General features: G+C 72.7%; 13 protein-coding genes and 1 pseudogene. 3 read left to right on the forward strand and 11 right to left on the reverse strand.

The features are described from left to right. Positions 1 to 171: 171 nt before the first annotated feature. From QMK28_RS22280 to QMK28_RS22295, 4 genes are all read right to left on the reverse strand, one after another. On the reverse strand, positions 172 to 1,200 hold the full coding sequence (locus QMK28_RS22280) for a 6-phosphofructokinase (RefSeq protein WP_326440730.1): 1,029 nt from the start codon (positions 1,198 to 1,200) through the stop codon (positions 172 to 174). Positions 1,201 to 1,461: 261 nt separating this feature from the next. After that, positions 1,462 to 2,145, reverse strand: a complete 684-nt coding sequence (locus tag QMK28_RS22285; RefSeq protein WP_326440752.1) for a response regulator transcription factor — start codon at positions 2,143 to 2,145, stop codon at positions 1,462 to 1,464. A gap of 35 nt (positions 2,146 to 2,180) precedes the next feature. Further along, entirely contained in the window at positions 2,181 to 3,398 is a 1,218-nt protein-coding gene (macS, locus tag QMK28_RS22290) for a MacS family sensor histidine kinase (protein ID WP_326440732.1), read from the reverse strand. A gap of 95 nt (positions 3,399 to 3,493) precedes the next feature. Next, positions 3,494 to 4,363, reverse strand: a complete 870-nt coding sequence (locus tag QMK28_RS22295; protein WP_326440734.1) for a lysophospholipid acyltransferase family protein — start codon at positions 4,361 to 4,363, stop codon at positions 3,494 to 3,496. A 185-nt stretch (positions 4,364 to 4,548) separates the two neighbouring features. Between QMK28_RS22295 and QMK28_RS22300 the strand changes: the two genes are divergently transcribed. After that, a complete protein-coding gene (locus QMK28_RS22300) occupies positions 4,549 to 5,328 on the forward strand; it encodes an alpha/beta hydrolase (protein WP_326440736.1) in 780 nt (259 codons plus the stop codon). Beyond that, positions 5,321 to 5,926 (forward strand): hypothetical protein, encoded by a 606-nt coding sequence (locus tag QMK28_RS22305; protein WP_326440738.1) that lies wholly within the window; start codon positions 5,321 to 5,323, stop codon positions 5,924 to 5,926. Before QMK28_RS22300 ends, QMK28_RS22305 begins: the two co-directional genes overlap by 8 nt. Before the next feature lie 130 nt (positions 5,927 to 6,056). Here QMK28_RS22305 and QMK28_RS22310 read toward each other — a convergent pair whose 3' ends face one another. The 7 genes and pseudogenes from QMK28_RS22310 to QMK28_RS22335 all read right to left on the reverse strand — a co-directional run bounded on the left by QMK28_RS22310 (position 6,057) and on the right by QMK28_RS22335 (position 11,723). Then, positions 6,057 to 6,884 (reverse strand): endonuclease/exonuclease/phosphatase family protein, encoded by an 828-nt coding sequence (locus QMK28_RS22310; RefSeq protein ID WP_326440740.1) that lies wholly within the window; start codon positions 6,882 to 6,884, stop codon positions 6,057 to 6,059. 60 nt (positions 6,885 to 6,944) lie between these two features. Continuing rightward, positions 6,945 to 7,886: an ROK family glucokinase gene (locus QMK28_RS22315; RefSeq protein WP_326440742.1), complete on the reverse strand. Its 942-nt coding sequence runs from the start codon at positions 7,884 to 7,886 to the stop codon at positions 6,945 to 6,947. A gap of 56 nt (positions 7,887 to 7,942) precedes the next feature. After that, positions 7,943 to 8,497 (reverse strand): DUF5304 domain-containing protein, encoded by a 555-nt coding sequence (locus QMK28_RS22320; RefSeq protein ID WP_326440744.1) that lies wholly within the window; start codon positions 8,495 to 8,497, stop codon positions 7,943 to 7,945. A 260-nt stretch (positions 8,498 to 8,757) separates the two neighbouring features. Then, the gene (locus QMK28_RS22325) at positions 8,758 to 10,242 is read right to left on the reverse strand and encodes an ArsA family ATPase (RefSeq protein ID WP_336688948.1); all 1,485 of its coding nucleotides are present in this window, start codon (positions 10,240 to 10,242) and stop codon (positions 8,758 to 8,760) included. 30 nt (positions 10,243 to 10,272) lie between these two features. After that, positions 10,273 to 10,386, reverse strand: a pseudogene (locus QMK28_RS34120) (ArsA-related P-loop ATPase); the annotation flags it as partial. Further along, positions 10,379 to 10,843 (reverse strand): SRPBCC family protein, encoded by a 465-nt coding sequence (locus QMK28_RS22330; RefSeq protein WP_326440746.1) that lies wholly within the window; start codon positions 10,841 to 10,843, stop codon positions 10,379 to 10,381. The gene QMK28_RS22330 and the pseudogene QMK28_RS34120, both read right to left, overlap by 8 nt. Positions 10,844 to 10,958: 115 nt before the next feature. Further along, on the reverse strand, positions 10,959 to 11,723 hold the full coding sequence (locus QMK28_RS22335; protein WP_326440756.1) for a metallophosphoesterase family protein: 765 nt from the start codon (positions 11,721 to 11,723) through the stop codon (positions 10,959 to 10,961). A 281-nt stretch (positions 11,724 to 12,004) separates the two neighbouring features. Between QMK28_RS22335 and QMK28_RS22340 the strand changes: the two genes are divergently transcribed. After that, the gene (locus tag QMK28_RS22340) at positions 12,005 to 13,801 is read left to right on the forward strand and encodes an AMP-dependent synthetase/ligase (RefSeq protein ID WP_326440748.1); all 1,797 of its coding nucleotides are present in this window, start codon (positions 12,005 to 12,007) and stop codon (positions 13,799 to 13,801) included. Positions 13,802 to 13,869 lie beyond the last annotated feature (68 nt).

A 13,869-nucleotide genomic window follows, 5' to 3' on the forward strand; every position in this document is an offset into this window, starting at 1 on the left:
CGGTGTCGAGGGTCCGGTCGGCCGCGTCCTCAAGGAGTACGCGTCGTCCGCGCGGGCGCGCCCATCGGTACGGACCATCGGCGTCCGCGGCCCGCCCGACAGTCCCGCCCGCCCGACAGTCCCGCGCGCCCGACGGCCCCGCGTGCCCGACGGCTCAGCGCGCCCGACGGCTCAGCCGAAGAAGACGTCGGCCTCCGCGTACAGCGCGGGGTCGACCGTCTTCAGCCTGGCCGTGGCCTCGGCGATCGGGACCCGGACGATGTCAGTGCCGCGCAGCGCGACCATCTTCCCGAAGTCGCCGTCCCGTACGGCCTCGATCGCGTGCAGCCCGAAGCGGGTGGCGAGCCAGCGGTCGAAGGCGCTGGGGGTGCCGCCGCGCTGGACGTGGCCGAGGACGGTCGTACGGGCCTCCTTGCCGGTGCGCCGCTCGATCTCCTTGGCCAGCCATTCGCCGACGCCGGACAGCCGGACGTGGCCGAAGGAGTCCTGTGTGCCGTCCTTGAGGACCGCGTCGCCGTCCTTGGGCATGGCGCCCTCGGCGACCACGACGATCGGCGCGTAGCGGATCTTGAAGCGGGACTCGACCCAGCCGCAGACCTGGTCGAGGTCGAAGCGCTGCTCGGGGATGAGGATCGCGTTGGCGCCGCCGGCCAGCCCGGAGTGCAGCGCGATCCAGCCCGCGTGCCGGCCCATGACCTCGACGACCAGGACGCGCATGTGCGACTCGGCGGTGGTGTGCAGCCGGTCGATGGCCTCGGTGGCGATGTTGACGGCGGTGTCGAAGCCGAAGGTGTAGTCGGTGGCCGAGAGGTCGTTGTCGATGGTCTTCGGGACGCCGACGCAGTTGATGCCGTACTCGTCGGAGAGCCGGGCGGCGACGCCGAGGGTGTCCTCGCCGCCGATCGCGATCAGCGCGTCCACCTCGAACTTGGCGAGGTTGTCCTTGATCCGGCGGATGCCGTTCTCGGCCTTGAGCGGGTTGGTGCGCGACGAGCCCAGGATGGTGCCGCCGCGCGGCAGGATGCCGCGCACCGCCGGGATGTCGAGGGGCACGGTGTCGCCTTCGAGGGGACCGCGCCAGCCGTCCCGGAAGCCGACGAAGTCGTAGTCGTACTCCTGGGCGCCCTTGCGGACCACGGCCCGGATGACCGCATTGAGCCCGGGGCAGTCTCCGCCACCGGTCAGTACTCCGACGCGCATCGCATCTTCTCCTTCTCCCGCGATCCCGAGTTGACCCACTCGCGGCTCACGCTAACGGTGATCCAGGTCACATGGGGCCTGCGTGGCGGCGAATTCCCTCCAGGAGAAGGGCAGTTGAGCAAACGACATTCACCCGTACGAGGGTCGGCGCCGGTGCGGACGCCGGTCCGCGCGGGTCGCCGGGGAGCAGGGAGACAGTGCGGCACGGTCGGCGGAGCATCCGGGCGGTCCCGGCTCCGGGGCCCGCCTCCCGGCTCCCGGCTACGCCTCGTCGAGGCCGCGCTCGATCGCGTAGCGCACCAGCTCGACCCGGTTGTGCAGCTGCAACTTGCCGAGGGTGTTCTGCACATGGTTCTGCACGGTGCGGTGCGAGATGACGAGCCGCTCGGCGATCTGCTTGTACGAGAGGCCCTTGGCGACCAGCCGCAGCACCTCGGTCTCCCGGTCGGTGAGCTGCGGCGCGCCGGACTCGCCCGCGACGGCCGGGGCCGGCTCGGAGGCCAGCCGCCGGTACTCACCGAGCACCAGGCCGGCCAGGCCCGGGGTGAACACCGCGTCGCCGTCGGCCGTCCGGCGCACCGCGTCCAACAACTCCTCGGTGCTCGACGACTTGAGCAGATAGCCGGTGGCCCCGGACTTCACGGCCTCCAGCACATCGGCGTGCTCCCCGCTCGCGGACAGCACGAGCACCCGGAGCGTGGGCCGGGCGCCGACGAGCTCCTTGCAGACCTGAACGCCGGGCATGCCGGGCAGGTTGAGGTCCAGGACCAGCACATCGGGCACGGCCGCGTGCGCCCTGCGCACCGCCTGCGGGCCGTCCCCCGCGGTCGCCACCACGTCGAACCCGGCCTCGGCCAGGTCCCGCGCGACCGCGTCCCGCCACATCGGGTGGTCGTCGACGACCATGACCCGTACATCCCGCTCCGCGCGCACCACGTCCGCCATTTCTCCCGCCTGCCGCAACTCGCTCGTCAACCCGCTCATCGTTTCGCCTTTCCGCGCCGCGGAATCCGCAGTTCGACCTCGGTACCCTGCCCCGGGATCGACATCAGCTCGGCGCTGCCGCCCAGTTCGCGGAGCCGGCCGCGGATCGACAGGGCGACGCCGAGCCGCCCCTCGCGCTCGGCGTCCGCGAGCCGTCCGTGCGGGATGCCGGGCCCGTCGTCCCGCACGGTCACGATCACTCCGTCCGGTTCGTCCTCGACCAGAATCCACGCCTGGGCGTCGCCGCCCGCGTGCCGTCGGACATTGTCCAACGCCGCGCCGACCGCCGCCGCCAGCTCGGCCGCCGCACCGGCCGGCAGCAGCACCGGCGCGCCGGGCTCGGCGAAGGACACCTGGGCGCCCGCGTGCGGGGCCAGCAGCGCCCGCAGATCGCACAGCCGCGGCTCGCCCGCGGCCTCGCCGGGCGCCGCGGACTTCGCGTCGCGCGCCGAGCGGGCCACCGCCACCGCTTCATAGGCCTCGGCAGCTTCGGCCGACTCGCGTCCGCCCGGCGCGACCCCGCTGGAGACCAGTGTGCGCAGCGCGATCTCCTGCTCACCGGCCAGCCGTCCCAGCTCCGCCGCGTCACCGCCGATCGCCGCGCCCCGCCGCTGCACCATGGCGAGCACCTGGAGCACGCTGTCGTGGATGTCGCGGGCCAGCCGCTCGCGTTCGCGGGTCGCCGCCTCGATCTGCAGGGCGCGGGCGAGGGTGCGCTCACTGGCGCGGGCCACCTCGACGACGTAGCCGATGGCGACGCTCGCGACCCACAGCAGCAGCACGTTGTGCACGGTGTCCTGGGCGAAGCCGCCTGCCTCGATGACGTTGGCGACGCCGACGATCGCCGAAGCGACCGCGGCCCAGCGCCAGCCGCCCTTGATGGCGAAGCCCAGCACCGCGCCCGCGGTCCAGATCGACGGCAGGGTGGGCACCCCGGCGGCGATCCGCTCGTGTGTGTCGACCACCCGGGTCAGCAGCACGCCGACGACCGCGATGCTCAGGTCCCCGACGAGGAACTGCTTGGTGCAGCGCTCCGCCGAGGCCACCAGCCGGAAGGTGCAGGCCATCCACACGCCCAGCGCGGCCATGTACGCGCCGGCGCCGAGCGGGTGGGTGTAGTGGTGGTACCCGTAGATGTAGAGCCCGATGACATAGACGAACGTGAGAACGCGGTAGGCCGTCAAGGCCCGCCACAGGGGCTGTTCGACGGACATCCGGACCGCCCGCCCCTGGATTCCGCTTCCGGGAGTCCCTCGGGGGCTCCCCTGTTTCTGCTGCTGCGCCATTTCCCCACCCCCGCCGGGCGCGGCTACGCCCCGGCTCTGTGCTCGGTCCTGCCGTCCGCCGGGTGCCCGGGGTCGTCCCCAGTGCTGTCACCGGTGTCGGCTGTTTCCTCGGCATTCTCGGTGTTCTCGGTGTTCTCGGTGTTCTTGGTGTTCTTGGTGTTCTCGGCCTTGCTCCCGGCCCCCGCGGCCTTGCGCGCCTTCTCGGCCTCGACCCGCTTCTTCGCCTCGTCCGCGATCTGCCGCTTGGCGGCGGTCGCGTAGATGTCGACGTACTCCTGACCGGAGAGCTCCATGATCTTGTACATGACCTCGTCGGTCACCGACCGCAGGATGAAGCGGTCACCCTCCATGCCGTAGTAGCGGCTGAAGTCCAGCGGCTTCCCGATCCGGATGCCGGGACGGATCATCTTGGGCACGATCTTGCCGGGCGGCTGCACCTTCTCGGTGTCGATCATCGCGACCGGGATCACCGGGGCGCCGGTGGCCAGCGCCACCCGGGCCAGGCCGCCCGGCTTGCCGCGGTACAGCCGGCCGTCCGGCGAGCGGGTGCCCTCCGGGTAGATGCCGAACAGCTCGCCGCGGTCCAGCACCTGGACGGCGCTCGCGATAGCCGCCTCGCCCGCGCCCCGGCCGCCCGAGCGGTCGACCGGCAGTTGGCCGACGCCCTTGAAGAAGGCGGCGGTGAGCTTGCCCTTGACACCCGGCGAGGTGAAGTACTCCGCCTTGGCGATGAAGGTGATCTTGCGGGTGAGCACCGCGGGCAGGAAGAAGGAGTCCGAGAAGGACAGATGGTTGCTCGCCAGAATGGCCGGACCCTCGTCCGGAATGTTCTCCAGCCCCTCCACCCAGGGCCGGAAGGCAAGCTTCAGCGACCCGCCGATGGACAGTTTCATCGCGCCGTAGAACAACCGAGGACCTCCAGAGTCTGAGTTCAGACTCTAACCCGCGGCCCACGGGACGCCCTGTTCCGCCCCGGGCCGCCGCGAGGAGGTCCCCGTCCGACCTACCCCGTACCGGCGCGCTCCGCGTACTCTGGGATACCACCTCCGCCCGCCCCTCTCACGATCGGAGACCCCCGGTGCCGCTGCTCCCAGGAGCCGAGCCGTTCCACCATGACGGCGGTGAAATCGGCGTCCTCGTATGTCACGGTTTCACCGGCTCCCCCCAGTCCGTGCGTCCCTGGGCCGAGTATCTGGCCGAGCGCGGGCTGACCGTCTCGCTGCCGCTGCTGCCGGGCCACGGCACCCGCTGGCAGGACCTCGCCCTCACCGGCTGGCAGGACTGGTACGCGGAGGTGGACCGCGCGCTGCGGGAGCTGAGCGAGCAGTGCGAGCGGGTCTTCGTGGTCGGCCTCTCGATGGGCGGCGCGCTGGCCCTGCGGCTGGCCGCCAAGCACGGCGACGCGATCAGCGGCATCGTGCTGGTCAACCCGGGCAACAAGGTGCACGGGCTGGCGGCGAAGGCGCTGCCGGTGGCGCGGCACGTGGTGCGGTCCACCAAGGGCATCGTGAGCGACATCGCCAAGGGCGGCTCGCAGGAGGTCGGTTACGACCGGATCCCGCTGCACGCGGCGCACTCGCTGCGGAAGTTCTTCACTCTCGTCGACGCGGAGCTCGCGCAGGTCACCCAGCCGCTGCTGGTCCTGCACAGCCCGGAGGACCATGTGGTGCCGCCGGTGGACTCCGCGCGCATTCTGGGCCGGGTCTCCTCCAGGGACGTCACCGAGAAGCTGCTGGAGCGCAGCTATCACGTCGCGACGCTGGACCACGACGCCGAGCTGATCTTCGAGGACACGTACCACTTCATCGCGCGGCTCGCGCCGGGCGTCGGCAAGGAGGGGACGGCAGCTCGTGGCTGAACGTGACGCCGACCGCGAGGACGGCCAGGACGTGCCGCGCGACATCGAGAGGGCCCCGCTGGAGCCGCTCGACTCCGTCGACGAGGCCGCGGCCTGGGCCGGTCTGGTGGCGGCCTACGGTCCTGAGCCGGACCTGCCGGGCCCGGACGGGACGACGGGAGAACCCGACCCGGCCGTACCGGCGGACGCCGCCGAAGGGGAGTCCCCCGAAGCGGTGAAACCGGCGACCGACCCGGGGCACAAGGGCGATGAGCCGATGCGCGGCCTCACCGTCTACAAGGCCGGCATCGGCCCCCGCGACTGGGATACCCCGGAGCCCGCCGAGAACGACCTCGGCGGCGACGACGAAGCGCACTTCACGCCGCCCGAGCCGCCCCCGCTGCCGCACGCCGACACCACGGCCAGGTTCGCCTGGCTCGCGGTCCTCGGCGGTCCGCTGCTGCTGCTCGTCATGATCCTGCTGCGGCAGGAGCTGACCTGGTGGATCACCACGCTCGGCGTCGGCGGCTTCCTCGGCGGCTTCGGCACGCTGGTGGCCCGGATGGGCGACGATGACGACGAGGAGAACGGCGACCCGGGGCGCGGCGCGGTGGTCTGAGGCCGGTGCGGTCCTTCCGGGACTCCGGCGCGGTCGTCCGAGGCTCTCGGACCGGGCGGCTGAGAACCGTCCGAGGCTCTCGAACCGGGCAGCCGAGAACCGGGCGGCCGAGGCTCAAAAGAGCCGGGCGTCAGCTCTGGAACGGGGCGTCGGGCGCCGCCGTGGCAGCCCTTGCGGCCGGCGGAGCGGCAGGCACTCTGAGGGCGGCCAGGACCGGAAGGTGGTCCGTGGCCGCCCTCAGGTCCGTGTCGAAGACCCCCGGCAGCCCGACCGGCACCCCGCATCCCAGCACCTCGACGCCGGCCGTCGTGAACAGGCCGTCGATGCGCTGATGGGGATCGCCGGGGGTCGAGGTGTACTCGCCGCCCCACGGCTTCGTCGCCCAGCCGTCCTGCAGCGCGCCCGCCAGCCGCCGGAAACTGCGCCCGCCCGGCCGGTCGTTGAGGTCGCCGCCGGCCACCGCGTGCGGAACGCCCAGCTCCGCGAAGTTCCGCATCCGGTCCAGCAACAGCCCGGCCTGGTGGTGGCGTTCGGCCGAGGCGAGGCTCAGATGGCAGCTGAGGACACCGAGCCGCGCGCCCCCGATCCGTACCACCGCGGTCGCGAAACCGCGCTGGTGCAGACCGGGCGTGCGGGGCAGCAGGATGTCCTCGGTGCGCTCCACCTGGGCGCGCAGCGAGGACAGGATCAGCGGGCCCGCGGTGGTGCCGCCGCCCGTCACGTAGACCAGTTCGGCCGCGCGGGCCAGCCGGACCGCGGCCTTGCGCCAGCGGAAGAACCGCGGCGCCTCCTGGATGAGGACGAGGTCGGGGGCGCAGGCCCGGATCACCCGGGCCAACGCCCCCTCGTCGTCACGCATCGAACGGATGTTGTAGCTGAGCACGCGGATGACGGCCGAGCCCGTGCCGTCGGCGGCGGTCGCGGTGCTGGAAGCGGGCAGATCGGCGAGCGTCCGCATCCGAGTGCTCCTTTGTCTGAACGGTCCCGAACAGTCCGAAGGGTCAGCGGTCCGGCGGGGTCAGCCCTGGCGGGCCAGGTCGGCCGCGCCCACCAGCCCGGCTTCGCCGCCGAGTCGGGCGGCGAGGACCTGGGCGTGCGGACGCCACTGTCCGCCGACCAGCCAGCGGCGGAAGGACTTGCGGATCGGGTCCAGGACGAGATCGCCCTCGTCCGAGACGCCGCCGCCGACGATGAACGCCGACGGGTCGAAGAGCGAGGCCAGGTCGGCGAGGCCCGCGCCGGCCCAACGGGCCAGCTCACGGAACGAGTCGATGGCCACCGGGTCGCCCCGCCGGGCGGCGGCGCTCACATGCTTGCCCTCGATGCCCTCCGGCGTACCGTCGCCGAGCCCGAGCAGCACCTCGGCCGCGTCGGGCGTCGCCGCCGCGCGCTGTTGGGCGTACCGGACCAGGGCGCGCCCAGAGGCGTACTGCTCCCAGCAGCCCTGGCTGCCGCAGCCGCACAGCAGACCGTCCGGGACGACCCGGATGTGGCCGAACTCGCCCGCGACGCCGAACCGGCCGCGGCGCAGCTTGTTGCCGATGATGACGCCGCCGCCCAGGCCGGTGCCCAGCGTGATGCAGATGACGTCCTCGTGGCCCTGGCCCGCGCCGAATTTGTACTCGCCCCAGGCGGCGGCGTTGGCGTCGTTCTCCACCACGACCGGGAGCCCGACGCGCTGCTCGACCTTGTCCTTGAGCGCTTCGTGCCGCCAGTTGATGTTCGGGGCGAAGAGCACGGTGGCGCGCTTCTCGTCCACGTATCCGGCGGCGCCGATGCCGACCGCCTCGACCGTGTGATCCGCGCTGACCGTACGCACCGCGTCCGCGATGGCGTCGACGACGCCTTCAGCGGTCGGCGGGGTAGGCACTTTGCACGTTTCGAGAATCGAGCCCTCTTCGTCGACCACGCCAGCTGCGATCTTCGTGCCGCCGATGTCGACGCCGATGGTGAGTCCCATGTGTCCCTCAGTTATTCGGTAGAACCCCGCTGCGCCCCACCGTACCGGAGGGCACGTCAGTCGAGGTCGATGTGCTCGGTGCCTTCGGGGCCCTCGTCCTTGCGTCCGGGCTTCGGCCCGGCGTTCGGACCTGCGCCGGGACCGCTCTTCGGGGCGGTCGGCGGTCCGGCCGCCCAGTCGGAGCGGGTGCCGCCGGCGGCGCCCCGGGTCCACCGGCGCTCCTGGCCCTCGACGGCCGAGCGGTAGGCGGCGAGCAGTTCGGAGCCGGCGGTGGCGAGATGGTCGAAGACCTCCGGATTGCGCTCGATCACCGGCTCGACGGCGGCCTTCGCCTGCGCGAGCAGCTGCTGTACGGCTCCCTGGGCGGCCATGCCCGCCAGCGGAGCCTGGAACGAGCCGACCTTGTCGGCCACCGCGTCGAGGAGCTTGCGCAGTTCCTCGGCGGCGGACGCCGGCTTGCTTCCGTACTGCGCGCGGCGGCGGGCCTGCTCGGCGGCGAGGTCCTCGGCGCACGCCCGCGCCCAGGCGTCCGCGTCGGGCTCGGCCGCCGGGCCTGTGGGACCGGCGCCGGGGCCGCCTTCGTCGGCGGGGCGCTCAGTGGCATCGCTCATGGCTGACTCCTGCGGCGAGACGGGCTTTCTTCCGACGTTACCCGAATGGGGGTATCTCGTTCACGGCCTTCATGGGTCACCCACGGCCTTGGCGGGGCGTCCGGGGCCTTCGCGGGGCGTCTACGGCCTTCACCCGGTACGGGGCCCGGCGCGGGACGGGTCGCACCGCCGGGCTCGGGACGGGTCGCACCGCCCGGCGCGGGACGGGTCGCACCGCCGGGCTCGGGACGTACGGGCGCGGCGCGCGGGGCGGGGCGCGCTCAGGACGTACGGGGCCAGAGTGGCGGGTCCGGGGTGAAGCGGAGGTGCAGCGCGCCGTCGCGCAGGCCCGCGCCGGAGACGGAGCAGCGGCGCAGCGCGGACGGCAGCGGCATGATGCGGCGGAACGGGCCGACGGTGACGACGAGTTCGTCGCCGCGCCGGACCAGGTCGAGGCCGTCCCGGTGCGCGCCGGGCAGCGGCAGCCGCCAGACGAGCACGCCGTCCTCGGCGAGCCGGTCCTCCACGCTCCAGGGGTCGCGGGCCGGGCCGCCGTCCCGTGTACCGGACCCGTCGATGCCCGTGGTGAGCCCGGGTGCGGGCGGGCTGTCCGCGGTGGCGTCCGCTTCTGTCGGCTCCGCCGGCGGTACGGGCGCCGGGACCGGCTCGCGCACCGGCTTCGTGGCCGATTCGGTGCGGTCGACCAGCTCGGTGAGGTCGTCGAGCCCCTGCGGGTCGCGCCCCAGGTGCGGGGTCTCGCACACGGCGACGCCGTCCGCCGCGTAATCGGACCGCAGCTCCTTGAGCGCGGTCTGCTGGCGGCCGGACAGTCCGGCCAGCCAGGGGTCGGCGGAGCCGGCCGGCAGCAGCCGGTTGGCGACGAGGGCGTCGATCCGGCAGCCCTGGAGGGCGAGGCCCGCGCGTGCGACGCGCAGCGCCTCGGCGGCGAGCGGGCCGGGGTCGACGACGAGCCGTACGGTCGTGGCGGCGGAGTCGATCACGCGCTGTACGGCGGCCAGCTCGGCCTCCCAGCGCTCGGCGGTCTCGTAGAGCCGCTGCGCGGGCATCTGGACGCCCGCGAGCTGTGCGAGCAGCGGGCGCAGCGCGCGGGCCGCCTGCCGCTCGGCGGGCAGCAGCCGCCGCAGGTAGCGGCGCAACTGCTCGGGCAGGGCGAGCAGCCGTACGGTCTCGGACACGGCGGGCATGTCGACGACGACCAGATCCCAGCGGCCGGAACGCCGGCCGGCGGGGGCGCCGTTGGCGAGGGGGTCGCCGTGGGAGACGGGGTCTCCGTGGGAGACGGGGTCGGCCTCGGAGGCCCGTGAGCCCGCGGGGCCGACGGGCGCGGGGCCGCCGGGCGCGGGGCCGCCGGGCGCGGCGGGCTCCTCGCGCACCGCGCGCACCGCGCGCAGGGCGGCCAGCAGGGCGAGTGTCTCCGCTCCCGGCAGCTCGGTCAGTTCGTCGGAGTCGAGGAAGGCCGCGCCGAGCATGTCGAGGGCGGTGCTGCCGCGTTCCTGCAGGGAGGCCGCCTCGTCCCGGAAGTACTCCGCGGTGGCGACGCGCGCCGCCCAGAGGCCGGGGGCCACCGCTACCGGCTCGGTCCACGGCCGGGCGGGCGGAGCGTACGGGTCGGTGTCGGCGTACGGGTCGGCGTCGGCGTACGAGCCGCCCCCCGCGCCCGGACCGAATCGCGCGCCGGAGTCAGGGGCGCTGTCCGGGGCGTGCGGGGCGGCTTCGCGCGCCGTGCCGAGCGTGACGCCGAGCACGGGGTCCAGGGTGCCGTCGCGGTCGGTGCTGAGCAGCAGCGTGCGCCGCCCCGCGCGCGCCGCGGCGAGCGCGGTGGCCGCCGCGGCGGTGGTGCGGCCGGCCCCGCCGGGGCCGGTGACGAGGACGGTGCGTACGTCAGACAGGGTCGGCCTCGGTGGCGGCGCCGCTCTCGACGCGCTTCTTGAGGCCGGCGAGTGCCCGGTCGATGATGACCTTCTCCGCCTTGCGCTTGATCATCCCCAGCATCGGGATCTTGACGTCCACGGTCAGCTGGTAGGTGACCTCGGTGTGCTTGCCGCCCGCGGCCGGCGCGAGGCTGTACGAGCCGTCGAGCGCGCGCAGCATCTGGGACTTCACCAGCGACCAGCTCACGACGTTGTCGCCGGTCCAGCTGTAGGCGAGGGTGTGGTCGTCCTTGATGGCGCCGGCGTCGAGCAGCAGCCGCACCTGTTCGGCGCGCCCCCGCGCGTCGGTGGCGAGCACCTCGGCCTCCTTGACCTCCCCGGTCCACTCCGGGTAGCGGGCGAAGTCCGCGATCACGCCCATCACGTCGGCCGGTGCCGCCTCGATGGTGATACTCGACTTGGTGTGTTCGGCCATCGCCGTGGCTCCTCCTGGGGGTCCGGGGAATTTCCCGGGAAAACGTCAGCCGGTCGGAACAGGCCCTGGCGTCGCGCGTGTCACGTTCTGCCCGGTGCAGGCTATCGCGCGGCAGTCACCACTCCAGGGCCCAGGGGGTGCCGGTCGAGGCGAAGTGGCCGACGTTGACGCACTCGGTGCGGCCGATCCGCATCCGGCGGGCCAGCGGCTGGTGGACGTGGCCGAACAGCGCGTAGCGGGGCTGGGTGGTCTTGATGACGTCCAGCAGGTCGGCGCTGCCGCGCTCGAAGCGGCGCGCGACGGTGTCGTAGCAGAGCTCGGGGACGTCCGGCGGGATGTGCGAGCAGAGCACGTCGACCTCGCCGATCGCCGCGAGCTTCGCCGCGTACGCCTCCTCGTCGATCTCGTACGGGGTGCGCATCGGGGTGCGCAGGCCGCCGCCGACGAACCCGAAGACCCGGCCGCCGATCTCGGTCCGCTCGCCGTCCAGGACGGTGGTGCCGGGCTGGGCGTACTCGGGCCACAGGCGGGGGATGTCGACGTTGCCGTAGGTCGCGTACGTCGGGGTGGGGAAGGCCGGGAAGAGTTCGGCGTACTGCTTGCGCACGGCGGATTCGATGACCGCTTCCCTGCCGCCGCCGGCCGTCTCCACCGTGGCCCAGAGCTCCCGGCCCAGCTCGCGCGCCTCCTCGAAGCGGCGGGCGGTGCGCAGCTCGACGAGCCGGTCCGCGTTCCCGACGCCGAACAGGTCGGGGAAGATGCCGCGCGCATGATTGGCGTAATCGAGGAAAAGCACAAGGTCACCGAGGCAGACCAGGGCGTCGGCGCCCTCGCCCGCGGCGGCGAGGTCCGCGCTGTTGCCGTGCACATCACTGATCACATGGACTCGCATGGCGTCACCCTAGGACGAATGACCCCAACCGGGGAGAGCCCGCTCTACCTGCGGTTACTTCCCGGTCACCAAGTGTCTGCACTACCCTGAAGCGGTTCAGTCCCACGGCGTGTGACACAGCGAACATCTGTCCTCGAACCCCTATGCCGATCGCTATACCGGTGGGTAACGTCCGGGCAGTCCTAACACGTTCCTGATCAAGGACCGCAGCCGACGCAGCTCGCCGAGCAGGCCATAGCCGCGCCGGCGCCCGACGAGGAGCAGCAGTCTTGCGTGAGTTCAGCCTTCCGGCCATGTACGAGGTCCCCGCGGACGGAAACCTGACGGATCTCATCCGCCGGAACGCCGTCCAGCACCCGGATGTACCCGTTATATCCAGAAAGCTGAACGGTGCCTGGCAGGACGTCAGCGCCACCGCCTTCCTCGCCGAGGTCCGCGCCGCCGCCAAGGGGCTGATCGCCTCCGGCATCCAGCCCGGCGACCGGATCGCGCTGATGTCGCGCACTCGCTACGAGTGGACGCTGCTCGACTTCGCGGTCTGGAGCGCGGGCGCGGTGACCGTGCCGGTGTACGAGACCAGCTCCGCCGAGCAGGTGCAGTGGATCCTCGGCAACTCCGGCGCCGTCGCGTGTCTGGTGGAGACCGCCGGCCACGAGGCGACCGTCGAGTCCGTCCGGGACCAGCTGCCCGAGCTCAAGCAGCTGTGGCAGCTCGACCACGGCGCGATCGACCGGCTGCGCGCCGGGGGCGCGGACGTCTCGGACGCGGTCGTGGACGAGTACAGCGCCACCGCCAAGGCCGACTCGCCCGCGACGATCGTCTACACCTCCGGCACCACCGGCCGCCCGAAGGGCTGTGTGCTCAGCCACCGCAGCTTCTTCGCCGAGTGCGGCAACGTCGTGGAGCGGCTCAAGCCGCTGTTCCGCACCGGTGAGTCCTCGGTACTGCTGTTCCTGCCCATCGCGCACGTCTTCGGCCGGCTGGTCGAGGTCGCCTCGGTGATGGCGCCGATCAAGATCGGCCACGTCAGCGACATCAAGAACCTCACCGACGAGCTGGCCTCGTTCCGGCCCACCATGGTGCTGGGCGTCCCCCGGGTGTTCGAGAAGGTCTACAACTCGGCGCGGGCCAAGGCGCAGGCCGACGGCAAGGGCAAGATCTTCGACAAGGCGGCCGACGTCGCCATCGCGTACAGCCGCGCGATGGACAGCCCGGCCGGCCCGTCCATCAGCCTGAAGTTCAAGCACAAGGTCTTCGACCGGCTGGTCTTCAGCAAGCTCCGCGCGGTGCTCGGCGGCCGGGCGACGCACGCGATCTCCGGCGGCGCGCCGCTGGGCGAGCGCCTCGGCCACTTCTACCGGGGCATAGGCTTCACGGTCCTGGAGGGCTACGGCCTGACCGAGTCCTGTGCGGCCACCGCCTTCAACCCGTGGGACCGGCAGAAGATCGGCACGGTCGGGCAGCCGCTGCCGGGCTCGGTGGTGCGGATCGCCGACGACGGCGAGGTGCTGCTGCACGGCGAGCACCTGTTCACTGGCTACTGGAACAACGAGACGGCGACCGCCGAGGCGATGGCCGACGGCTGGTTCCACACCGGTGACCTGGGCACCCTCGACGAGGACGGCTACCTCGCGATCACCGGCCGCAAGAAGGAGATCCTGGTCACCGCGGGCGGCAAGAACGTCGCCCCGGCGGTCATCGAGGACCGCATCAGGGCCCACGCCTTGGTCGCCGAGTGCATGGTGGTCGGCGACGGCCGCCCGTTCATCGGCGCGCTGGTGACGATCGACGAGGACTTCCTGCCGCACTGGGCCGAGGAGCACGGCAAACCGGCCGGCACGACGGCCGCCGAGCTGCGCACCGACCCGGATCTGCTGGCCGCGGTGCAGCGGGCGGTGGACGACGGCAACGCCGCGGTGTCCAAGGCCGAGTCGGTGCGCAAGTTCCGCATCCTGCCGACCCAGTTCACCGAGGGCTCGGGGCACGTCACCCCCTCGCTCAAGCTCAAGCGCAATGTGGTCGCGAAGGACTTCGCCGCGGACATCGAGGCGATCTACGGCGGCTGAGCGCGGGCCGCCGGGCGGCGGTACGTGACAGCGCGGACGCACAAGCAGGGGGCGCGCACCATCGGGTG

The sequence above is a fragment of the Streptomyces sp. H27-D2 genome, assembly GCF_035828615.1.
Classification (GTDB): domain Bacteria; phylum Actinomycetota; class Actinomycetes; order Streptomycetales; family Streptomycetaceae; genus Streptomyces.